At 47.9% G+C, this 23,073-nt stretch carries 23 protein-coding genes; 16 read left to right on the forward strand and 7 right to left on the reverse strand.

The genetic code is table 11. The annotated features are described in order from the left end of the window. The first annotated feature begins 34 nt into the window (after positions 1-34). The 6 genes from AC6B99_RS21990 to AC6B99_RS22015 all read left to right on the forward strand — a co-directional run bounded on the left by AC6B99_RS21990 (position 35) and on the right by AC6B99_RS22015 (position 7,434). Positions 35-712 carry a response regulator transcription factor gene (locus tag AC6B99_RS21990; protein ID WP_056032683.1) on the forward strand — a complete coding sequence of 226 codons (678 nt, stop codon included), beginning with the start codon at positions 35-37 and terminating at the stop codon, positions 710-712. Positions 713-724: 12 nt separating this feature from the next. Further along, positions 725-1,747: a sensor histidine kinase gene (locus AC6B99_RS21995; protein WP_496664257.1), complete on the forward strand. Its 1,023-nt coding sequence runs from the start codon at positions 725-727 to the stop codon at positions 1,745-1,747. A 157-nt stretch (positions 1,748-1,904) separates the two neighbouring features. After that, complete coding sequence (locus tag AC6B99_RS22000) at positions 1,905-2,690, forward strand: ABC transporter ATP-binding protein (protein WP_496664258.1); 786 nt, start codon at positions 1,905-1,907, stop codon at positions 2,688-2,690. Continuing rightward, positions 2,677-4,590, forward strand: a complete 1,914-nt coding sequence (locus AC6B99_RS22005; RefSeq protein ID WP_496664259.1) for an FtsX-like permease family protein — start codon at positions 2,677-2,679, stop codon at positions 4,588-4,590. Before AC6B99_RS22000 ends, AC6B99_RS22005 begins: the two co-directional genes overlap by 14 nt. Before the next feature lie 101 nt (positions 4,591-4,691). Next, positions 4,692-6,647 carry an ABC transporter substrate-binding protein gene (locus AC6B99_RS22010; RefSeq protein ID WP_496664260.1) on the forward strand — a complete coding sequence of 652 codons (1,956 nt, stop codon included), beginning with the start codon at positions 4,692-4,694 and terminating at the stop codon, positions 6,645-6,647. A 1-nt stretch (position 6,648) separates the two neighbouring features. Next, positions 6,649-7,434 carry an IucA/IucC family C-terminal-domain containing protein gene (locus AC6B99_RS22015; RefSeq protein ID WP_496664261.1) on the forward strand — a complete coding sequence of 262 codons (786 nt, stop codon included), beginning with the start codon at positions 6,649-6,651 and terminating at the stop codon, positions 7,432-7,434. Between the two features lie 134 nt (positions 7,435-7,568). Here the strand turns inward: AC6B99_RS22015 and AC6B99_RS22020 are convergent, their stop codons facing one another. Together AC6B99_RS22020 and AC6B99_RS22025 are read right to left on the reverse strand one after the other, a co-directional pair. Next, positions 7,569-8,312 (reverse strand): hypothetical protein, encoded by a 744-nt coding sequence (locus AC6B99_RS22020; RefSeq protein WP_496664262.1) that lies wholly within the window; start codon positions 8,310-8,312, stop codon positions 7,569-7,571. 220 nt (positions 8,313-8,532) lie between these two features. Next, complete coding sequence (locus AC6B99_RS22025; RefSeq protein WP_494858531.1) at positions 8,533-9,447, reverse strand: arginase family protein; 915 nt, start codon at positions 9,445-9,447, stop codon at positions 8,533-8,535. Positions 9,448-9,552: 105 nt separating this feature from the next. Between AC6B99_RS22025 and AC6B99_RS22030 the strand changes: the two genes are divergently transcribed. Beyond that, positions 9,553-9,894, forward strand: a complete 342-nt coding sequence (locus AC6B99_RS22030; RefSeq protein WP_056029051.1) for a winged helix-turn-helix transcriptional regulator — start codon at positions 9,553-9,555, stop codon at positions 9,892-9,894. A 587-nt stretch (positions 9,895-10,481) separates the two neighbouring features. Here the strand turns inward: AC6B99_RS22030 and AC6B99_RS22035 are convergent. Beyond that, complete coding sequence (locus tag AC6B99_RS22035; protein ID WP_496664263.1) at positions 10,482-11,891, reverse strand: HAMP domain-containing sensor histidine kinase; 1,410 nt, start codon at positions 11,889-11,891, stop codon at positions 10,482-10,484. Next, on the reverse strand, positions 11,875-12,561 hold the full coding sequence (locus tag AC6B99_RS22040; protein WP_494880238.1) for a response regulator: 687 nt from the start codon (positions 12,559-12,561) through the stop codon (positions 11,875-11,877). The genes AC6B99_RS22035 and AC6B99_RS22040 overlap by 17 nt, the downstream gene beginning before the upstream one ends. 270 nt (positions 12,562-12,831) lie before the next feature. Here AC6B99_RS22040 and AC6B99_RS22045 point away from each other — a divergent pair, with 270 nt between their 5' ends. Then, entirely contained in the window at positions 12,832-13,416 is a 585-nt protein-coding gene (locus AC6B99_RS22045; RefSeq protein WP_494858804.1) for a methyltransferase, read from the forward strand. Positions 13,417-13,446: 30 nt separating this feature from the next. Here the strand turns inward: AC6B99_RS22045 and AC6B99_RS22050 are convergent, their stop codons facing one another. Together AC6B99_RS22050 and AC6B99_RS22055 are read right to left on the reverse strand one after the other, a co-directional pair. Beyond that, positions 13,447-14,523 (reverse strand): sensor histidine kinase, encoded by a 1,077-nt coding sequence (locus AC6B99_RS22050; protein WP_496664264.1) that lies wholly within the window; start codon positions 14,521-14,523, stop codon positions 13,447-13,449. Further along, positions 14,513-15,208 (reverse strand): response regulator transcription factor, encoded by a 696-nt coding sequence (locus AC6B99_RS22055; RefSeq protein WP_496664265.1) that lies wholly within the window; start codon positions 15,206-15,208, stop codon positions 14,513-14,515. The genes AC6B99_RS22050 and AC6B99_RS22055 overlap by 11 nt, the downstream gene beginning before the upstream one ends. A 511-nt stretch (positions 15,209-15,719) precedes the next feature. Between AC6B99_RS22055 and AC6B99_RS22060 the strand changes: the two genes are divergently transcribed. From AC6B99_RS22060 to metG, 5 genes are all read left to right on the forward strand, one after another. Beyond that, entirely contained in the window at positions 15,720-15,920 is a 201-nt protein-coding gene (locus tag AC6B99_RS22060; protein ID WP_046231914.1) for a hypothetical protein, read from the forward strand. Between the two features lie 33 nt (positions 15,921-15,953). Further along, entirely contained in the window at positions 15,954-16,178 is a 225-nt protein-coding gene (locus tag AC6B99_RS22065) for a hypothetical protein (protein ID WP_494880240.1), read from the forward strand. Positions 16,179-16,268: 90 nt separating this feature from the next. After that, entirely contained in the window at positions 16,269-16,727 is a 459-nt protein-coding gene (locus AC6B99_RS22070; RefSeq protein WP_056029040.1) for a Fur family transcriptional regulator, read from the forward strand. Further along, complete coding sequence (gene yidD, locus AC6B99_RS22075) at positions 16,727-16,996, forward strand: membrane protein insertion efficiency factor YidD (RefSeq protein WP_496664266.1); 270 nt, start codon at positions 16,727-16,729, stop codon at positions 16,994-16,996. Before AC6B99_RS22070 ends, yidD begins: the two co-directional genes overlap by 1 nt. 396 nt (positions 16,997-17,392) lie before the next feature. Next, on the forward strand, positions 17,393-19,408 hold the full coding sequence (metG, locus tag AC6B99_RS22080) for a methionine--tRNA ligase (protein ID WP_494880472.1): 2,016 nt from the start codon (positions 17,393-17,395) through the stop codon (positions 19,406-19,408). A gap of 165 nt (positions 19,409-19,573) precedes the next feature. Here the strand turns inward: metG and AC6B99_RS22085 are convergent, their stop codons facing one another. Next, complete coding sequence (locus AC6B99_RS22085) at positions 19,574-19,864, reverse strand: hypothetical protein (RefSeq protein ID WP_496664267.1); 291 nt, start codon at positions 19,862-19,864, stop codon at positions 19,574-19,576. Between the two features lie 418 nt (positions 19,865-20,282). Between AC6B99_RS22085 and AC6B99_RS22090 the strand changes: the two genes are divergently transcribed. The 3 genes from AC6B99_RS22090 (at position 20,283) to AC6B99_RS22100 (ending at position 23,073) form a co-directional block, all read left to right on the forward strand. After that, entirely contained in the window at positions 20,283-21,314 is a 1,032-nt protein-coding gene (locus tag AC6B99_RS22090) for a metal ABC transporter solute-binding protein, Zn/Mn family (RefSeq protein ID WP_496664268.1), read from the forward strand. A gap of 120 nt (positions 21,315-21,434) precedes the next feature. Continuing rightward, complete coding sequence (locus AC6B99_RS22095) at positions 21,435-22,280, forward strand: metal ABC transporter ATP-binding protein (protein ID WP_056029028.1); 846 nt, start codon at positions 21,435-21,437, stop codon at positions 22,278-22,280. Next, positions 22,264-23,073: a metal ABC transporter permease gene (locus AC6B99_RS22100; protein WP_056029026.1), complete on the forward strand. Its 810-nt coding sequence runs from the start codon at positions 22,264-22,266 to the stop codon at positions 23,071-23,073. The genes AC6B99_RS22095 and AC6B99_RS22100 overlap by 17 nt, the downstream gene beginning before the upstream one ends.

A 23,073-nucleotide genomic window follows, 5' to 3' on the forward strand; every position in this document is an offset into this window, starting at 1 on the left:
AACACTTGGAAGAAGGGATTTGGCTCTAGTGGATTTGAAAATACTGCTGATTGAAGATGATGAGGCCATATTTCGTTCGCTGAAGGAGAGGCTGGAGCAATGGTCGTTTCAAGTCACTAGTCCAGAGCGGTTTGATGATGTGATGAACACTTTTATTAAAGAGCAGCCTCAACTCGTTATTATCGATATTCAGCTCCCCATGTATGATGGCTTTCACTGGTGCCGGGAAATTCGGGCGGTGTCGAAAGTGCCGATTCTCTTTTTATCCTCGCGTGATCATCCTTTGGATATGGTCATGGCGATGAATATGGGGGCAGATGATTATATTCAAAAGCCGTTTCATATGGATGTGCTGATGGCCCAAATTCAGGCGATTTTTCGTAGAACCTATGCTTATGGAGAAGCAGCGGCTGATTTGATCGAATGGAATGGCTCTATTATAGATATGAAGCGCGGCCTTATTCGTAAAAACGGACAGGATGTGCTTTTAACGAAAAATGAATTTTTTATCCTCGTTGTGCTCGTCCAGGCGAAGGATACGATCATATCCCGCCACGATCTCATTCGCAAGCTGTGGGACGATGAACAATTCGTCAACGACAATACGCTGACAGCGAATATAACCCGGCTGCGCCAAAAGCTGGCGGTTTTCCAATTGGAAGAAGCTATTGTCACCAAGAAAGGGCTAGGCTACATGGCTGCCACATTATGAGGGGGAAATGCGTTGCTGCTCCGCTATTTATATGATAGAAAAAGCTGGATTGCGTTCTACCTGCTTTCTTTGCTGTTCGTGGATTTGTTAATCTGGCTGGACAACGGCATTGCGATTCAAGCGGTCTCGATGCTGTATATGAACGCCCTGCTCATGCTGGCAATGCTGGCTTTTTTAGGATGGCGCTTTCGAAAAGAAACAGCCTACGCGCGCGCACTGGCAAGCACGGCTGAAGAAATAGAGGAGGACTGGATCGAAACGCTGCCGCCTGCTTATTTTTATGATGAAGAAGCAACAAATCAACTTCTGCGAGCGGCAGGTCACTGGTATTCGGACAAGCTTGCAGATAGCTATGCGGCCCGCACGGTGGAGCAGGTTTATACGGCGGCTTGGGTGCACGAAGTGAAAGCGCCGCTGACCGCTATGAAGTTAACGATAGATGCCGATAGGAGCAGCCAGGCGCTGCGAAAAATCGAATCCGAATGGCTGCGCATTCATCTGCTCATTGACCAGCAGTTGTACATTTCACGGCTGCCTGCGCTTGAGGCGGATTATGTGGTGGAACAGGCTGGGATTCAGCAGCTTGCCGCTCTGGAAGTCCGGGAGCTGGCCTCTTGGTGTGTAGAGAAAAATATAGCCGTCATGTTTGAGGGGGAAGAGGCAATCGTCAGGACGGACCGCAAATGGTGCCGTTTTATTATGAGGCAATTACTGACGAATGCGGTCAAATACAGCCCTCAGGGCGGTACGATACTTCTGTCGACGACCGTTGCGCCTGAAGGGCATGTGAGAATCACGATTAAAGATGAGGGACCAGGTATTGCCGCTCATGACCTGCCGCGTATTTTTGATAAAGGGTTTACGGGAGGAAACGGAAGGCTGCAAAATGCGGCAACCGGACTGGGGCTTTATTTAGCACGGACGGTTGCGGACAAAATCGGGCTTGGCCTGACCGTCCAATCTGGGCCGCAGGCAGGAACAACGCTGGAAATGACCTTCCCTGTAAGCAATGCGTTCGAAGCTATTCGGACATGAAGGGCGGAAAAAGGACAGTTATAGCAGATAGTAAAATCAAGCCCGTTTCATATGACAATAGTGTCACATAGAACCTCCTGCTTGTCATCTGATGCGAGCGACGAGTGTGGTCTTTTTCTCTACAATGAATGTTAGATCAGAGCAGGAGGCTATGTAGATGAATCATAACAAATTGCCAAAAACCGTGCTGCATGCGCAGCAGGTCCGTAAATCATTTGGTGTCAGAGGAAATGTTCAGCAGGTGCTTAAGGGGATCGATCTACGTGTCGTAGAAGGGGAGTTTGTCGGCATTATGGGGCCTTCCGGCTCAGGGAAGTCCACGTTGATTAATGTGTTGTCGACCATTGATAAAGTGACGGAAGGCAAAATATTCGTTGAAGATGCGGACATCTCGAATATAAAAAATGCGGAGCTGTCTATTTTTCGGCGCAATAAGCTTGGTTTTATTTTTCAAGATTATAATTTGCTAGACACGTTAAGTGTAAAAGAGAACATTTTGCTGCCCGTATCGCTAGGCAAGCTGAATAAAAAAGCGGCTGAGGCAGCATTTCAGACGATTGCTGCGGAGCTGGGCATTTTGGAAATTGCCCATAAATATCCGCATGAAATTTCCGGCGGCCAGCGGCAGCGGACGTCTGCCGCACGCGCATTGATCCACGAGCCTGCTATTGTATTTGCAGATGAGCCGACAGGTGCGCTGGATTCGAAGGCAGCATCGTCGCTGCTTGGAAAGCTGGAGACGCTTAATCGGTCGCGCAGCCTTACCATTATGATGGTTACGCATGATCCGGTAGCTTCAAGCTATTGCAGCCGGGTCGTGTTTTTGAAGGACGGCATGCTTTATTCTGAAGTGTACCGGGGCAGCAAAACGCGGCAAGCTTTTTTCAAAGACATAATGAATGTGCAGGCTGTGCTCGGAGGTGACCACGTTGACACTGTTTGAACTGGTTATCCGCAGCATGCGTAAAAACATGAAGCATTATTATCTTTATTTTTTTGCGCTTATATCAAGTACAGCCCTATATTTTGTATTCGCTACCTTGCAGCATGATACGTCCATCATGACCGCGATATTCGGAGATATTCAATTCGCATCGTTGTTTAAAGTGTCAGGGCTGCTGCTGCTGGCCATAGTGGTCATATTCATGCTGCAGGCGAACAGTATTTTTCTAGGGCGCCGCAGCCGGGAAATCGGATTGTATCAGCTGATAGGCCTGACGCGCAGAGGGGTGCTGCTGCTGCTCATTGCCGAGAATATGCTTCTTGGAATAGGAGCGCTCCTCCTTGGAATTGGAGCTGGTGCAATCGCGTCGCGGCTTTTTTTACTTATTCTGCTGAAACTGATCGGGATCGAAAGTGTTATCACCGTCTCTTTCTCAAGCTCAGTGGCTATTCAAACGGCTATTGTGTTTGCCATGCTCATCGGGCTTACATGGATACAAATGGTGTTTAAAGTTTACTGTACTACGCTTCTCGAGCTGTTCAAGGCGGGCCGGCAGGGAGCGCATCCCAAACAGCCCAAAGCAGCTTTCTCCGCTATGATGGGACTGCTTAGCATAGTGCTGATCGCGGCGGGCTATATGCTAGCTAGCCAACCGCTTGGGCAAGGGCTGTTTTTGCGAATGCTGATTATTCTTGCCTCGACTATACTCGGAACCTACCTGCTATTTCGTGTCACGATTGGCTGGCTGCTTTACTCGGTTCGAAGGAGCAGGAACGGACAGCTTGGACTGAAAAACAGCTTGTCCCTCGCTCCAGTCATGCATCGAATGAATGCGAATGCGAGCTCGCTCACGCTCATAACGGTTTTGTCAGCGATGACTCTAACCATGGTGGCAATCGCTTATTCGCTGTATTATTCAGCCGAGAGCGAGTCGCGTGGGATGCTGCCTTACGATTTTATTTTTGAAAATAGTAGTCAGGCTGCACGCTCATTTCGTACGGAGCTGGAGCAGGCAAAGCTAACGTTTAAGCATCAATCGGTTGAGGCTGTTCGACTGACAGGCACTTTTAGCAATAGCCGGGAAGGAGAACGCAGCCTCTTGCTGCTCGCAGCAGAACAACTGCAGGGGAGCGGCGCCGATAATGTCCTGCCTAGGCAAGGCGAGGCCGTTTGGTACAAAGGCCAGCGGCCAGCGTTAAGCAAGGAGCCGGATACCGTTCTATTTCCACAAACGGTGGATTTTGAAGCCAGCGGAATCCCCCTCACCATTAAGGTTATGAAAGGCATCGATCGTAATGCGATGAACTACAACGTAACGGGCGGTCAACTTGTCGTGCCGGAAGCAACGTTATATGCGATTCGTGAGCAGCTGCCTGCTGCTTCTGAACAGGCGACCATTCGAATAGATACATACCAAATTTCAGACAAGAGCGAGCGGGCAGTCGCATCCGGTTTTTACGCCAAATATGTTAAGGCAGCTGAGAACAGGCCGGACTTTGACACTTACTACAAAGCGTCGCTTCAAAAATTTGGGCTTATTATTTTTATAGCAGGTTTTCTAGGGTTTATATTCCTGATGGCAACAGGCAGTATTTTATACTTTAAACAGATGACAGAGGCTGAGCAGGAGAGGAAGAGCTATACGATTTTGCGCCAGCTTGGATTTGGGGAACGAGAGATTATGGGCGGCATTATCCGTAAACAACTATTTGTATTCGCGATTCCGCTGGCAATCGGGCTGGTCCATTCCATTGTCGCCGTGAAAGCCGCCTCTGCGCTGACGTTGTCAGATATTACATTTCCCGCAGCTGCTGCCATGGCGATGTATACGGTCATTTATTTCGTGTTCGCTGTGCTTGCCGTTGGTTATTATCGCCGAATCGTTAGGCTGTCGCTGTAGCCTTTATGCTGGCACCAGCTTAAAAACTCTTTGATAATGAGAATGATTCTTACTATAATGAAAGAGTTGGAAGCTGTAAATAGACATGGAAGGTGAACATAATGAAGTTGCAGGAACAATTGCCCTTATGGAATCATGCGGCTATACGGGTGCTTGATGTTCGTCGGTCTATGCTGCGATTGGGTGACAGTGTGCAAGGTTTCCGTTTGCCGGCGAGCGCCTTCTTGGTAGCTGTTGCTGGAGAGGCAAGAGTCCTCATTGACGGTACCGAGCATATCGTCGATCGCTGTTATGTGTGCCACGCTGGGAAAGGCGCAACGATCGACATTAACCAAGTCGCTGAGCCATTCGATTATTATATGATTTTTTATAAAGCCGTTCTCGCTGTGCCCAGCCGCAAAGAGCTGTTAAATGTGTATAGGGACAATAATCCCTTCCAAATGCAATATGGCTTTGCTCCTAACTATCCCCTTGGTGTCCTTGCCAAAATAGAGCAAATGCACACCTATTGGCTGCTTGATGCCCAATTGGAGAAATTCCATGTGCGAGCTATTTTTCACCAATTGGTGTACGATCTCCTGCTGCAGCTCCATGCGCATGAGGGAACGCCGATGGCCCAGCCAAACTACGTTAGCCAGACGATTCGGTTTATGGAGGAGCGTTACGCTGAGCCCATCAGCCTTCAGGATATAGCAAGTACCCTTCATTGCAGCGAAAGGCAGCTGCAGCGCTTATTTAAGGCGAAGCTGAGCATTGGGCCGCTCGAATATTTGATTCGAATTCGTATGGACCATGCGCAAGCGATGTTATTGAATACGAATTTATCGCTAAAGGTAATTGCGGAATCGGTAGGTTATGGGGATAGTTATTATTTTAGCCGGGCATTTAAGAAGTTTTGTGGCGTTTCCCCGCTGCATTATAGGCAAAAGAGTCGCATAAGTTCATCCTATGTGTCGGGATATTCCATTGTCTCCCGTCCTAATCTCTCCTATAATAATGAGCGTGATAATCATTATCAACATATTAGCGGGGGAGTTTTAGGAATGAATAGGAGCAAGGGGTCTATTTTAGCGGTCAGTTTGATGTTGAGCTTAATCTTGTTGCTCGGTGCATGTGCAACTGCGCCCGGCAACGGTTCGGGGAACAATACGGGAGGAGCCAGCCCAACTAGCACCGTTTCATCAAATACAAATGCTTCACAAACGGCACAACAAGCTTATCCGGTCGTTATTAAACATGCAAAGGGTGAAATAACGCTGGAGCAGCATCCTACGAAAATTGCGGTGCTTGATACTAAATTTGTGGACCAGCTGGTGACGTTAAGCGAGCAGCCAGCGGGCAGTGTGAAAGCTGCGGCAGATAAAACCGATTTCCCTGAGTATTTATCCGAGAAGCTGACGGATGTTAAATTGCTCGGTACGAGGGATGAGCCGAATTTGGAAGCTATTGCTGCCATGGAACCGGATTTAATCATTTGCACAGAGTTTCAGGAAAAAGTATATGATAGCTTGTCTAAAATTGCGCCTACCATCATGCTCGATTTTGATGAGAATTGGCGCGATACTTTAACGACCTTCGGCAAAATTGTTGGAAAATCGGAAGAAGCGAGTGCTGTTCTGGAAGCTTATAACGAGAAAACAGCTAAGCTGAAGGAAGAGCTTAAGGCGAGGCTTGGAGACCAGACCGTTGCGCTCATTCGTCCACGTGATGAAGGCATACGGATTCATACGCCGAGCCACCGCACAGGGGACATTTTATATAACGATCTAGGTTTGTCTGCTCCACAGCAGGTGCTCGATGAGAAGGATACGGCTTATCAAATTTCGTTTGAAGCTTTTCCAGAAGTAGGGGCAGACCATTATTTCCTCGTACATGACGACATGTTCAAGGAGGTCGTTGAGGAGTTCCAGCAGACTGAAACCTGGAAAAGTGTTGAAGCCGTGAAAAATAATCAAATATATGAAGTAGATTCGAACATATGGATTGCTTATTATGGGCCGATCGCGATTAATATGATTGTGGATAGAACTGCGGAAATTTTCCTTGGAACGCGATAACATGCCGGTTAATCTTTCACCTGCACAGTGGAAAGAGCTTGAAGCCATGTTCAAGTTTACGCCTGAAAAAAAGGAACCGCCTGCTGCTCTCTCCATTGCAGCCCAAGATTTGCTAGACCTAGAGAAATGTAAGTCCTATCTGGATCGACTAGCAAGTGAAATAGGCGCGCCAACGAGAAGAGTAGCAGCATCCATGCTTGCGAAGCGCTATGCTTTTCTATACACTGCACCTGTCTTATATGCGATGACGGTATACGACAAGGGCTTGTCGTTAACGGTAAATAACTGCCGACTGGCTTCGCCTGATGAAAGTGAAAGTAAGGTGAGCGGATCCAAGTTTCCTAATTTGAGCATTGATGGACTGGAGATTATTGAGCCAGAGGCGGGAAAACGGCTGGAATGGCGGGAGCAGATGCTGCGTCAGCTATTTGCGGAGCATCTTTCACCCTTATTTCGTTCTTTATCCGCAGCTGGCAAAGTTCCGCTGGCGATTTTGTGGGAAAATGCATTTGTCCGTGTGGCTCCGCTATATGAGGATGGTTTGGAGGAAGCGGAGAGTGAGCCATCCGTTCTACAGCGTCTTCATGACGATTTCAAGTTTCTTACAGCGACTGCACCAGCGGGCATATTTGGAGAACGCCGCAACCCGCTTGCGAAGTTTGCAAAACCGATCAAGGCAGGCATGGCCGGAGAAGTGTTGACCTCTATTCGTCAAACCTGCTGCTTTTATTACGAAATGTCCTCCGAATACTGCAGAGCTTGCCCGAAGCCGCTCAATTGTGGTTGACAAAAGGGCAGGGTGACTAGACGATTGCAAATTCAATCGTTGAAGATTCATGTGTGGATCTTATGGATACGATAATAAGTTTTAGCAGAAAAGCTGCTATCGGTATGGTACCAATAGCAGCTTTTTTTGCTTTTTTAATTTAACTTAATCGCAGTAAGACTGCCGTTTGTCTTGAAATCCGTTGTATAGGATACGGTAGTGGTGGCGGAGAAGGTGCCCGTTGGTCCTGTGATGGTTATCGTAGGAGCGGAGGAATAGCCTGCACCTGCATTTGTGATTTTGATTCCGGTCACTTTGCCGTTCGTTAATAGGGTTGTAACGGTCGCCGCCGTATGCGTCCATAACTCGCCCTTGCTGCCGTTGTAGCGGTAGTAGTTCGATACTTCATCCAGACGGTCGTTGGTAATGCCATAGGGAGCAAGCACCTTCAGCAGAGCGGCTTTATTGGATTGTGCCTGCTCAGAGGTAGGGCCGCCGCTTTCGGTGCCCGCAGGTGTTACACCGCTGAAAGCTTCACGGAATACTTCGGTAGATACGCCAAGCGCGGCAGCTATGAGAACAACGGGTCTGCCATGGTCCACGGAATCCGTGTCAAAACCGCCTTCGATCGAGATTGTATAACCGTTCTGATCGATTACGCTAGTGCCTGCTCCTGATCCAGACCCGGCATGAGCGGATGGCTTAGCCTTTTCAGAAACCGGGGAGGAGGGGGGATGTTTGTCCGGTTTTTTTTGCTTATGGACTGGGGCTGGAGCTGTTGCCTCATTCGTCTTATTGTCGTGGTTGGCATTACTGCTGTTGGCCGTGGTCAATTGAACGGCACCTGCACTCACCGCAAGCAGGATCAGCAGGGTGACGATCGTTTTTTTGGCTTTCATAGGGGAAGCTCCTCTCAAATGGGGGGATGTGGTTCTGGACTTAGATTAATATAGCTATGTGTCAGGAAGATGTTGAGAGAGAATGGGGGATGGAAACGCCAACCAATCATGATTTTTGCATTTGCGGCCACATAAAAATACACCCTCGCAAACATAAAGCGCGAAAGTGTATTTTATGAATAAGCAGAACAGTGTTCTATTAGAATTACCGATAATGACTCTACTGATTTAAAATAGGTATTTCTCCGAGCAGATTTTTCAAGTTTATCGCATCCCACGGCAAATGTTCCGTTATGCCTAATCCAACTACATCTGTTTCTTCAGATAGTTGTTTAATCAGATGAAGTAACTGAGGTATTTGCATCGTTCCCGCAGGAGAATAAGGATAAGGGGCTTCGGGATTCGCGAACAATAAAGAACGAAATGCCTTTGGATCAAGCACATCTAAATCGAGATGAATCGCTAAGTGCTTAATGCCGCTTTCTTTAATCCACTTCTTTATAGATTCCGTGCTGCTTGATAGCTCTGCGGTGCCTGCGGTTTTAATACCTAGTCTTTGAATCATTTCGGTGTCTGGTTCGACAGGGGCTATTCCTAGTCTTTGAAATGCTTCTGAAATTACTTCAAATTCCTGCTCTGTTGGAGCTGCTAATCCCGCGATAAAGACATTTTCAGGCTTTAGAGGGACTTTCACATGTTTTGCGAACTCCTCATCCCCTTCTCCCAACAAATTCCCGAGCGGTAATGTATGTCCGTTATCATAGCCCACATATCTAACTAAATCACTATGAGCATCAATCCAAATTAAGCCTAATTCCCCACCGTAGCGTTCGTTCAAATAGGCAAATGGGGCTTGTTCGACTAAGCAGTCGCCACCAAACATGATAATGCGATCTGGCTTATGGGCATTAATGATATGCTGAGCAGACTCTAATTGTTCAAGCAGCTGCTGTCTCCCTTTTATACCGTTCTCGTTTTCAAGTGGAGTGCCATCATACGCTTGCACGGGCACATGAATAAGAGGTTGATCATTGTCCGGAGCTAGCCAAGCGAGCAGTTCGGCTCCAAAAGAGTAGTTAGGGTTGTCGCCCCCTTGCCATTGCGGCATTAACAGGCGTATTGTTTGATTAGTCATGTTTTGTTCTCCTTTACGTCAAAGTAAGGCTAGTATAAACTGAACGTAAATTAAAACGTAGTACGCACTTTATTGATAGGTACTACCCGAAAGGATAGTGTAAATATGAGTATGGCTGAATATAAAGGTAAAGTTAAAAATATTCAAGATACACCTTTTGGTTATACAGTATCCGTTATTGGTGGCAAATGGAAAATGGTCATCATTTATCTCCTGGCAGAAAACCAGCCGGTTCGCTTTAATGATCTGAAAAGACAGATTGGCACGATTACTTATAAAACATTAAGTTCACACCTGAAGGAATTGGAAGCGGACGGTTTGGTGAACAGGAAAGAGTATCCTCAGGTTCCGCCTAAAGTCGAATACAGTCTCACCGATAAAGCGGAAACGCTATTACCCGTTTTGGAACAGCTATGTGAATGGGGAGAAAAAAACCAAAATAATTAAATCCATTTCAGTTGCCAGGTAGGTGTATAGACAAACCGGAGCCGTGTTGCGGAGCCTTACTAAGCACTTATTCGAGGAAAATCTCATCTGACGATTCAAGGCTTACGGAACCGCAGCATGCCATTGTAGCTGAAACATTATTGTTGAGAACACTAATGCTGAAAAACGAATGCTAAAAAACGAATGCTGAAAACACTATTGCGTAGAAAACGCAGCCGGGGGACGCTCAACTCTTTTCTGAAGGACAGAGGTTCCGCTATTCTGGCTATTAATCTGGTTTCGGATCTTATGCGGACAGGAAAACCGCTATTGCCCACATCATCGCCTCAAAATGGCTTTTGGCAGCACATTAGCGTCTCCTGAGTCCGCAGCCTGTGCCAAAACCCGTGATTCTATTTAAATAGCGGCTGCTGTGTCCGCCAAGTCGATTATTGAATACGTTTGAGACTAAATTCGAAAGTAGCCATACGATTGCAAAGAAAAGTGCCAGCCAGATGCTGCTGACTGACCTTAATTAATTGGCAGACACTAAGATGGTTAGACAGACACCAAGATTGCTGGACGCCTCGAAACGGCCAAACGAGTGGCTACGGCTGCTTAGGGAGCAATAGCTGAAACGTCGTCCCTTGCGGCGTGCTGTGCTTTAAATTCAACTGGCCCCCCATGGCAATGGCAAGCATTCGGCTGTAGGTAAGACCGAGGCCTAGGCCGCCGACAGCAAGCTTTTTACGCTCACCGCGAAAGTATCGCTCGAAAATATTTTTCTGCTCCTCTTCCGATATGCCTGGACCGTTATCCTGAACGTTAATTTCATAGCTGCCAGCTGAAGATTCCGATAGAGAGACATGAATGCGGCCTTGGCCTTGCAGCGCTTGCCTGCTATTGTTCAGCAAATTCACAATAATTTGCTGAATGCGGCTTGCATCTCCGACAGCCAGAAAAGCACCGGTTGGAATATCGGCTGATAGCTCGAGCCCCTCTACAGGATCCAGCAGTCCCCATTGGTATACAATTTCGCCAACTAGCTTGCCGAGATCAAGCGTGTCCTGTCGGACGCTGATTTTACCGGAAGCGAAGGCATTGAAATCCAGCAGGTCGGTGACCATATGCTGAAGCCTGCGTGTCTGCTGCAAGGAAATTTCCAGAAATTCCTCTGCTTCCTCCTCCGCAACCACTTGATCGCGAACGGCATGAATAAGGCCATGAATGGAGGAAATCGGTGTTTTCAGCTCATGTGTCACGCCGGCAAGCAGCTCCGTCCGCAGCTCTTCCAATGTGCCGAGGCGCGCAGCCATCGTCTGGAACGATACCAGCAGGTCGTGTATTTCCTTTTCCTTCACATGGTTAGGTATGACTACCTGATAATTGCCAGCCTCCATCTGATTCAGCGCTTCAGCGAGCTGCTTGATCGGCCTTCTTAAATTTCGCGACAGAAAGTAGATGATGAGCCAGCCCAGCAAGCCTGAGCCAAGCAGCAGTGAACCGATGAGGCCGTAATTCTGATTAACATGGACTAACTCCTTGTAGTCGTAGGAAATGGCAAGCGCTCCGATGGCCTCCCCTTTGTTTTTGCCCCATATTGGCGTTGTCAGCGTATATTGATCATCTGATAGGGTGACGTTCAACTCACCCGAAAGTGGAGGGAGGGCTGGAGCAGCATCTCTGTCTCTGGGACCCTGTTTAATAAAAATAGCGGTCCCGTTATGATCAAATACGCGCAATGAAAATTGTCCCGGCAGCGAGTAGCGGCGCTGGGTGCGGTCGATCCATTCATAGAAATGGCCCGGAATGACGATTTGTCCACTTTCTTGGCTCACATACTGCGAGGCGACCTGCGCAAAGGCTTTGAGGTTTTGCTTCCGCTCATGCAGCGTCTCCTGGCGAATCCAGAAAATCGATACCAATCCAATGATAAGCAGCCCTATGAATAAGGTGAGCACATAGCGAAAAGTCCAGCGGCTGAGCAGCGTTTGGCGACGATTAGTGGGTGTTGGCATAAAGCATATACCCCGTCCCCCGCAGGGTGCGGATTTCTCCTTCTTCTGGCGGCCAATGCAGCAGCAGCTTGCGCAAACGCTTGATGGCCAAATCTACTGCCCGATCGCTGCCCTCATAATCCATTCCCCAAACTTTATCTATTAACTGCTCGCGGTAAAAAATCTGGTTCGGATGCTCGGCGAGGAACATGAGCAGCGACAGATCGCGGGGAGTGATCGAAAGACTGGCACCATTCAAGTAAACCGTATGTGATTTAAAATCGATGCGAATGCTCCCAAACGTAACCTGTTCCGAGCTGACGAGGGAGCGGGGCGGCCGTCTGAGCACCGCATGAATGCGGGCGACAACCTCTTCTGGCTCAAACGGCTTCGTCATATAATCATCGGCTCCTTCGTTGAGCCCCAGAATCCGGTCGCTTACATCGCCTCTAGCCGTCAGCATAATGACGGGACAAGCGCTTTTGTAGCGAATATGGTTCAACACTTCCCAGCCATTCATGCCCGGCAGCATAACATCGAGAATAACGAGCGTAGGAACTGCCGCATCAAAAGCTTCAATAGCTTCCCGTCCGTTGCGATAGATGCGGCAATCAAATCCCGCCTTGCGTATATAGGCTGCGAGCACCCGGGAGATGGCGTCCTCGTCTTCGACAATCATAATCGTATTCATTAGTAATCCTCCGATGTGGCGGTCTAACATACAGTCACCTCTGAAAAAAGTATACCGCCTGAGCTAGGGAATGACTATACGCTGCGCTTCATGCTGACACATATTTTAAACGGTTATTGAGTCAGGGGAATGTCGGGGGAGGTATACCGCCATAATCTTCGATGCCACTGTATACGTTCAGAATCTTAAGAATTCCTTTAGTTTCCCCCTCACTTTATATTCAGATTTTTTGGATAGCATAAGGAAAGTGAAATAAAGGGGGATACGATGATGATAAATGTAAATGGTTGGAAAAAGGAAAAACTGCTTTTTCTACATAAATTTTTGCGTTCGCCCAGACAAATCGGCAGCGTAACGCCAAGCTCAAAATTTCTCGCGAAAAAAATGCTGGAGTCAGTTCCCTGGAACAAAGCAACGAGTATCGCAGAGCTGGGAGCCGGTACCGGTGCGATAACCAAATACATTCAAGCAGCCAAAAAGAAAGCGACTAAGGTTATCCTTTTTGAAAAAGACCCTTATATGCGTGAACAATTGCAGGAGCATTATCCCGAATTTTCAAGCTATGAGGACAGCAGCTACCTCCAGGCATCGCTGCATACGGAAGCGATCAAGCAGTTGGACTGCATTATTAGCGGACTGCCATTTACCAATTTCCCGCAAACGCTGCGAGACAAGCTGATGGAGCAAATTCTCGTATCGCTTAAAGATGACGGTCTATTCATTGCTTTTCAATACTCCTTGCAGATGAGATCGCAGCTTAAAGAGCATTTTGAAATTGAAAAAATTACATTCGTGCCCTTAAACATGCCTCCCGCATTTGTATATGTTTGCCGTAAAAAGGAGGTGCGGTTATAGGCGAGATATCATGAAAAGCAAGCTGGATGCTTAAAGCTGCTGCTGCGGGTGCTTAAATTCGGCGCAAAACGCATAATGCCCCTGATGATGGTTAAGCCAGATCCGTCCATTGTGCAGCTCGACGATATGTTTAGCAATCGATAGTCCAAGGCCAAAGCCGGCAGGCATACGGGCATGGTTGCGGGAGGGCTCCATTTTATAAAATCGTTCAAACAATTGCTCCTCCTGCTCCTTCGTTATCGGTTGGCCCACATTCTCGACGCTTAAAGTAATTCGTCCTTCTTGAACAAAAAGCTTTACGGTGATTTCTCCGGGCTTCACGGAAAATTTCAAGGCATTCATTAATAAATTGTCGATCGCTCTGACCATTTTTCCAGTATCCATGAGAGCTATGACAGGTACAGCAGGCAACGCTTTTTTTATTATAATGTTCTGTTCCTGAGCTACAGGCTCAAATTCAGTAACAAGCTGCGCCAATAATCTGTTGAAATCGATTTCCTGAAAAGATAAACGGACATCCGGGTCGCTAAGCCGCGTATATTCGAATAAATCGTCTATTAGCTTTTTCAACTGCTGGGTTTTGTTATAAGCATTGTCGATATACCTTTCTTGCTCCTGAACATCTTGGAAGGAGTGGGTTTTCAATAAATCCAAATAGCCAATAATGCTGGTCAGCGGTGTTCGCAAGTCATGCGAAACGGAGGTGATCAGTTCCATCTTCGATTTTTCCAGCTGTCGCTCCCGCGCAAGCTTGCTTTGCAATTGTTCCGCCATATCATTGATATTTTGTGCTACATGCCCTAATTCATCCTGGCTGGATAACGGAATCCGGTAGCTTAAATTCCCGAAGGACATTGCTTTGAGGCCATCGGTAATCGTCTTGAAATAACGGATCGTACGGCGGGTCATTAATATGAAGCTGAACCAAAAAGAGAGCACAAAAATGCCTATAGGCAAAAATTTATAAATAAAACCGGATTGGGGTCGCTGCATGGAATAGATCGTGCTGAATAAAGTAGCAAGTATCAGGCTGAAAATAAAAGCCCAAAGCATCTGGACGCGAATGCTTTTTTTGCCGAATAAATAAGTCCATAGCTTATTTTTCAATTTTGTATCCCACTCCCCAGACCGTCTTAATATATTGCGGCTCTCTAGGATTGACCTCGATTTTCTCGCGGATGTTGCGTATATGAACCATCACTGTATTTTCCGAATAAAACGCGGTATGTTCCTTCCAGACGCTTTGATAGATTTTATCGACGTTAAAAACTTGCCCCCGGTGCATCGCTAACAATTCCAGAATGGAAAATTCAATGGGGGTTAACGATTTTTCATGGCCGCGCACGACAACGCTATGCTGGTCTCGATTAATGACCAAATCATCCATAGCTATTTCAGAGTCATTTATGGCTGGCTTGCTGGAAGCGAAATGCTGCCGCCTGATTTGGGCTTTTACCCGGGCAATCAGCTCAAGGGGGTTAAATGGTTTCGTTACATAATCATCTGCGCCTGTGGAAAGACCCATAATTTTATCTAAATCCTCCCCTTTAGCAGAGAGCATAATAATAGGAACATTCGATATTTCGCGGATTTTGAGGCAAGCTTGAATGCCATCCAAATGAGGCATCATAATATCGAGAATAATCAGATCAATATTTTCCTGCTGAACCATTTTCAAAGCCTGCGTCCCGTCCTCCGCTTCCCGGACAAGGTAGCCTTCATTCCGCAAATAAATGTGAATGACGTCGCGAATTTCCTGTTCATCTTCAGCTACTAGAATGGTCATTTTCATGCATCTATCTCCTTATAAATCGCTTTCTGAATTGGCAGAAATAATTGGACGAGGACAATGGCTGCTGTCAGTGCGGTAGCGATTCACAGCAAGCGTATTGCGTAAGTATAGACGATATCTCCTGCAACTTGAACGTGACCTAAGGCTAAACGTCTTGTAGCAAAGCTTTCAAATTTGTAGACACTGCTTCTAGCTTACTTTATAAAGCTTTAGATTTTAATAAGGTAATTCTGAAGTTATTCTGAAGATTAAGTTCTTCCATTTTGTGGAGCCAACTTTATCAAGATGGGTATCGAATATTTAAACTGGGGTTTCCATATTGATGAATGGAATCAAATCCCCCTCTACATGATCCTTCTATAAAGGGCAGTCCCGATATTTTAAACCTGAAATCGTGACAAATTCGTTACTTATGGCAGGAAAGTGGCGGCACGCCTATCGTTAGCACTGGCTTTATGCAGGGCAAATCCCTTATAATGCTAGATAGAAATGTTATGGGGGAGTGTATCGCGTGAGTTTAGTAGATGTCAGCAATGTATCGCCAGCGTTATTTATTTTGGGCGTCGTTTTTTTGCTGCTCATTTTCGGATTGCTGAGCTTTGGCATTTTACGTATGTTCGGGCAGCGGTTCCGTTCCGGTTGGATATGCATCGGTGGGGCAGTTGTCAGCTTCGTTGTATTTATGTGGATATTAAATCGATGGTTCCTGTAGCTCAGGGAATTTGCGGTTAGAGGAGGCGTCGATATGTTTTGGACAGCAGTATGGTTTATCGTCAATATGTTTTTTGTCACTTCATTAATTTTATTTCTTTTTATGCAGCGCTCTTATACGCTCGCCAAGCTGGAAACAGGCAACGGGGACAAGCTTCGCAAGGCGCACAAAATACGACTGACGTTTGGAATTATCAGCCTGATTTTGTTTGTGGCCATGGTCGCGAGCTTCCTTATTAATATGCGGTTGAACGGTTAAAATAGCAGCGGCAGGAAGGCTCTCATTGACGAGAGTCTTTTTTTTCGGCATTATGGGAGAAAGAGATTTCAGAGGCAGGAGGTTTGTCGCATGAGTACACATGCACATTCACATACGCATACGATTGAAGATATTGTGAGAATCATGTCGAGCCAAGGACTGCGCATTACCGACCAGCGCAAGACGCTGGCCAAGCTATTCGCAGAATCGCCGGGCTACTTGGCCCCCAAGGACGTTTATGAATACATGGGCAAGTCTTATTCCGGACTTAGCTTTGATACCGTATACCGCAACCTGCGTGTCATGGAGGAGCTTGGCGTGCTGGAGCAGGTGGTGTTCGAGGAAGGCGTCAAGTTCAAGCTGCATTGCCGCGAGCATGACCACCACCACCATATGATTTGTCTGAACTGCGGCAAAACGTATCCAATTATGTGCTGCCCAATGGAGCAGACGACTGCGCCCGCTGATTTCCGAATCGTCAAGCACAAGTTTGAAGTGTTCGGTTATTGTAAAGACTGTGATCAGGAAGAAGCAGCAGCGCAAAGCTAATGGAAAAGAGACCTGTTGCTAGACGTGTCGTTCAGGCGCCGATTCATTTTTACCGCAAAGCGATTTCACCGCATTTGCCGCCTTCCTGCCGCTTTGCTCCCACATGCTCCGCCTATGCGCTGGAGGCCATTGAGAAGCATGGCGTGCTCAGGGGCTCATGGCTTGCGGCGCGGCGGATTAGCCGCTGTCACCCGTTTCACGCCGGTGGCTACGATCCGGTTCCTCCCGTAAAGGGCGGAAAGCAGAGCGATGGGGATCAGCCTACTTGACAGAAGGGCTGGCTGTTCGGTATATTTTGTCATATATGAGTCCGATGAATGGATAAGTACAATGGAAGCTGCGTCGCAGAGAGCCGGGCAATAAGGTGTGAGCCGGTACGGGCAAAGTTGGAAGATGGTCCTGGAGGATCTGCTTTTGAGCAGCGCGCTGCCTTAGGTTTGACTAGGCGGGAGCGGGTAAGAGAGCAGCGTTTGACCGGCGTTAACGGTATTGTCCGCCTTCAATCGGCGGCACACGAAGCCATTACGTTTTTTTCTGCGAATCAGGAGAAGATGCAAGGGGAATTTGGGTGGTACCACGTGAGTTTTATACTCTCGTCCCATGATGGACGGGAGTTTTTTGCGTTTTTATGTGTTTTTAGAATCGAAATTTGGGAGGCTGCTGAAATGGCGAATGACAACAAAACATTTTATTTGACTACGCCGATTTATTATCCGAGCGACAAGCTGCATATTGGGCATGCGTATACGACGGTGGCGGGCGACGCGATGGCAAGATACAAGCGGCTGCGCGGCTACGACGTTTGGTTCCTGACTGGAACCGATGAGCATGGGCAGAAAATCGAACGCAAAGCACAGGAGCAAGGCAAGACCCCTCAGCAATTCGTCGATGATATCGTTGTCGGCATTAAAAGCTTGTGGGCGAAGCTGGAAATTTCCAATGATGACTTTATTCGCACGACGGAGGAGCGCCATAAGAAGGTCGTTGAGAAAATTTTTGATCAGCTGCTGAAGCAAGAAGATATTTATAAGGGTACGTATGAAGGCTGGTACTGTACGCCGTGTGAATCCTTTTTCCTAGAGCGCCAGCTTGAAAACGGCAATTGTCCGGATTGCGGACGCCCGGTTGAGCTCGTAAAGGAAGAGAGCTATTTTTTCCGGATGAGCAAATATGCAGACCGCCTGCTTAAGCTATATGAGGACAACCCTCATTTTATTCAGCCGGAATCACGCAAAAATGAAATGATCAACAATTTCATCAAGCCGGGCTTGGAGGATCTAGCCGTATCGCGTACGACCTTCGATTGGGGCGTTAAAGTGCCAGGCGATGCGAAGCATGTCATCTATGTGTGGATTGATGCACTGTCCAACTATATTACGGCGCTTGGCTATGGCAGCGATGATCCCGAGGCTGCGGCTAAATATGAGCGCTTCTGGCCGGCGGATGTCCATCTCGTGGGCAAGGAAATCGTTCGTTTCCATACGATTTATTGGCCGATTATGCTCATGGCACTCAATCTTCCGATTCCGAAAAAGGTATTTGCCCATGGCTGGCTGCTCATGAAGGACGGCAAAATGTCGAAGTCCAAGGGCAATGTTGTGGACCCGGTTATGCTGATCGACCGTTATGGCCTCGATGCTGTCCGCTATTATTTGCTGCGCGAGGTGCCTTTCGGCGCCGATGGCACCTTTACTCCGGAAAATTTCGTCGAGCGTATTAACTTTGATCTTGCCAACGACCTCGGCAATTTGCTTAATCGTACCGTTGCGATGATTGATAAATATTTTGACGGCGAGATTCCAGTTTATGCCGGACAAATCACACCATTCGACGCTTCGCTTGAAGCGCTGGCGCAGGATACGATTGCTTCTGTGGAGGCTGCTATGGAAAACATGGAGTTTTCTGTAGCGCTCGCTGCGATTTGGCAGTTCGTCAGCCGGACGAATAAATATATTGATGAGACACAGCCGTGGACGCTGGCGAAGGATGAAGGCAAGCGCGCGGAGCTGGCTGCGGTCATGCAGCATTTGGCGGAAGCGCTGCGCATCACATCGATTATGCTCCAGCCGTTCCTGACGCATGCGCCGCGTGAGCTGTGGAAGCAGCTCGGCATTCAGCCGGGCGAGCTGACGTCATGGGAGAGCATGCGCACGTTCGGGCAGCTGCCGGCAGGCACGCGGGTGCAGAAGGACAGCCCGCTGTTCCCACGCCTGGAGACGGCGGATGAGGTTGCTTTTATCGCAGCCGAGATGGGGGGCGGCGCTGCCAAAGCGGAAGCGCAGCCGGAAGCCGCGCAGCAAGCGGCTGGCGCTGGAGGGGAAGGAGCCGCAGCAGACGCGGCTCCGGTAGAAAGCAAGGAAGAAATCGGCATCGACGATTTCGCCAAGGTAGAGCTGCGAGTGGCGCAAGTCATTGCTGCCGAGCCTGTGAAGAAAGCCGACAAGCTGCTGAAGCTGCAGCTTGATCTCGGTTATGAGCAGCGCCAGGTCGTTTCGGGCATTGCGAAATTTTATACGCCAGAGTCGATTGTCGGCCGGAAGGTGATTTGTGTGACGAACCTGAAGCCGGTGAAGCTGCGGGGAGAATTGTCGCAAGGGATGATTCTGGCTGCGTCGCACGGCGACCAGCTAACGCTGGCGACGGTGCCGGACGATATGCCAAATGGCGCTGTTGTGAAATAAAGGGAATTGCAGTAAAGCAAGCAGCATAAGAGAGAACCGGGCGGAGCTATTCCGCTTCGGTTCTCTTTTTATTAGTTTTTGATAAATAAGTTTTAGACTGCCGTTGTGGTCATTGAAATAACGTTCTCTGTTAGCGCAATGAATGCCGATTTGGTACGGTTCTTATTAATCGTTTTTTGTGGTATCCCCGTTTACAAACATCTCTTGAATTCGGTTGGTCAATTCCTCGTTGTGGATGTAATAATGACTGCCCTGCGAATTCGGAGTGAATCCCAGCTTGCTCTCGTGACCTTCCCGCAAGGATACCGCGTACAGGAAGCCGCTCCGGTCCTCTTGGTTCGGATCTGGCTCGAATTTCATGTCTTTCACTTGATTGATCCACTCTTGAATCTGTTTTTTGTTAGCAAACCATTTCCGCTCGCCCGAGCTGCCGTCCGTAATCTCCATGGAATCCACATTCATAATATCCCCTGGGTAGAGTTCTTGCAATGTCTTTGTGGTCAGCTTCTCAGTTTGAGGTTCGCTGCAAGCTATGATCGCAAGCCCCATGAGTAGCAGCAGTAAAACGCACCCTATTATCCTCATGTTCTTCCCCCCTTGTTTGTAACATAGACGTACCAAAGGCAACTTATGTTACTCTCAACATAAGTGACTGTTGCCTTAATGGGATGTTACGAGTCTAATACATTATTTTTTTTCGACAGCGGGAGCGGAATAGACACACAACCGCCATACTCGCATAGTGTTCTGCTACGTGTAGACCAGGAACATGCGAATAGCAGTTGACAGTGATGCCAAGCACTCGTATAATCTGAACGTAATCATAACGATTACTAAAAGAAAACGGTTTTCACAGAAATGGAGCATTTGCGAAATGAAAAAGGTATTTTCAAGCAAGAAAATAACGGCTATGGCCGCTTTATTGTTGTCGGTTGTTCTTGTGCTGTCCGCATGCGGCAGCAATTCGAAGTCTTCTATCGTAGAAGGCAAGACGAATGTCGTGACTAGTTTTTATCCTCTCTATTATTTCGCTTCAGAAATTGGCGGTGAATATGTCAATGTCGTCAACCTCATCCCGGCAGGAGTGGAGCCGCATGATTGGACGCCGAAAAGCCAAGATCTCAGCACCGCCTCCAAAGCGCAGCTGTTTCTTTACAATGGAGCAGGACTGGAAGGCTGGACGGACAGCTTTCTGAAAGGATTGCCGAACGATCAGACGATCATTACGGCCGAAATGAGCAAAGGTATTGAGCTGATTCAAGGCAATTCCGAAGAGGAGCATGATCATAGCGCTGAAACGGCAGAGGAGCATGCGGATCATGAAGAGCATAGCGAAGAAGCAGACGGTGCAGCTGCTGACGAGCATGATCATGAGCACGCTCTCGATGTCGATCCGCATACTTGGGTCAGCCCGAAATCGGCAATCATTATGGCTGAAAATGTGAAAAATAGCCTCATTCAAGTGGACAGTGCCCACAAAACCGAATATGAGGCGAACTATGAGGCGCTGCACAGCAAGCTTGCAGCACTCGATGCGAAGTTCGAGCAGGAGCTGTCCAAAACGACGATGAAGGATATCGTAGTATCCCATCAGGCGTTTGGTTATTTGGCCCGCGACTATGGCTTGACGCAAACGGCTATAATGGGATTATCGGCTGATGCTGAGCCTAGAGCGCAGGATTTGCTGAATATCGCCAAATTTGTGAAGGAACAAGGCATTCGCTATATTTTCTTCGAGGAGCTTGTATCTCCGGCACTTGCGGATACGCTCGCGAGCGAAGCGAAGGTTGACACATTGATGCTGAATCCAGTAGAAGGACTGACGCCAGAGCAGGAGAAAAATGGCGATACCTACATTACGCTGATGGAAGCGAATTTGCAAAATCTTCTGAAAGCACTGCAATAAGGAGCTGCGAGGAAATTAACGGTACTTTATTTCGTCGCAGTCTCTAGGTAAATGGCGCTTTATAAATGATATAATCAGGGAAGTATAGCAATATAGTAAAAAGCAAGGGAGGTTGACAGGATGCAACAAGTGACAGAGAGGCTGCCAGAAGCGGACTTGCTTTCCAGCCCGGCAGGAGACTGCCATCAGGATATTATATCGCTGGAGGGCGTAACCTTCTCGTACCAGCAGCAGCGCGTCATCACCGGACTTAATTTGAGCGTTCGCGAGCGTGATTTTATCGGGCTGATTGGCTCGAACGGCGCGGGAAAAACAACGCTGCTCAAAATGATTGTCGGCTTGCTAAAGCCGGAGAGCGGCGTCATTCGTTTGTTCGGCGAGCCGGTAGGCCAATTTAAGGCATGGGAAAAAATCGGTTATGTGCCGCAAAAAAATGCGTTTAATCCCCTTTTTCCAGCGACGGTTCGCGAAGTGGTGCTATCGGGCCTTTACGGGCGCAATAAGCTGTTTCGCCGTATTACGAAGAGCGATCACTTAAAGGCAGATGACGCCCTGCATGCGATGAAAATCGAGGATTTGGCGGACAAGCGGATCGGCCAGCTGTCCGGCGGCCAGCAGCAGCGTGCTTTCTTGGCGCGGGCGCTTATTAACAATCCGTCGCTGCTTATTTTGGATGAGCCTACCGTTGGGATCGATTCAGAGACGCAGGAAAGCTTTTTCCATATGATCAAGCATATGCATCAGCATCACAATATCACCTTCCTCATGGTGTCCCATGACATGGAGATGATCCGCACTTATTTGGGGCTGCATCAGGCAGCGCAAAGCGGCAAGCTGAAGTTTTACAAAAAGCATTCGCATGATTTGCAAAATTGTGCGCAAGATGATCTGACTCACAGCCTGCGCGGGCTTCGTCAGGAAATGGATAGCAGAGAAGAGGTTGTTCAGGTTGGAGATCGTTACTAGCGAATTTTTTCAAAGGGCGCTGATTGGCGGCTTGCTTATCGGAGTAACAGCGCCGCTAATGGGCATTTTTCTCGTGCTGCGCCGTTTGTCCATGATCGGCGATACGCTGTCGCATGTATCCATTGCGGGCGTTGCGCTTGGATTCTTAATTGGGGTGTATCCGGTTGCGGTAGGCCTGCTGTTCGCTGTTGCAGCTTCGTTTGCGATTGAAAAGCTGAGGAAAGCTTATAAATCCTATGCCGAGCTGTCCATTGCGATTATTATGTCGGGCGGCGTTGCGCTGGCTTCGATTTTATTCACGATGGGCAAGGGCTTTAATGTCAATGTCAGCGGCTATTTATTTGGCAGCATTTATACGCTGAGCAACATCGATTTAATTACGATTGCCGTGGTGACGGTTGTCGTCCTTGTAGCCATCAGGCTGCAGGTGAAGGAGCTGTTTTTGCTTACTTTTGATGAGGATGCAGCAGCGGTGAGCGGGTTGCCCGTCCGTTTTTATAATGTTATGATTAGCGTGCTAACCGCGCTTGTCATTAGTGCTTCCATCAAAATTGTTGGAGCGCTGCTTGTGTCTGCACTGCTGACGATTCCAGCGGCTTGCAGTCTTATCATTGCGCGCAGCTTTCGGCAGAGCATTATTACCGTCGTCATTATTGGTGAAATTGCCGTTATTTGCGGCTTGATGATTGCAGGGATTTGGAATTTGGCTCCGGGCGGCACGATCGTGCTTCTGCTCATTGTTATTTTGCTGGGCCTCTTGCTGTTCAAGCGGGGAATAAGAACAGGGAGTTAA

This window comes from Paenibacillus liaoningensis, from assembly GCF_059609455.1.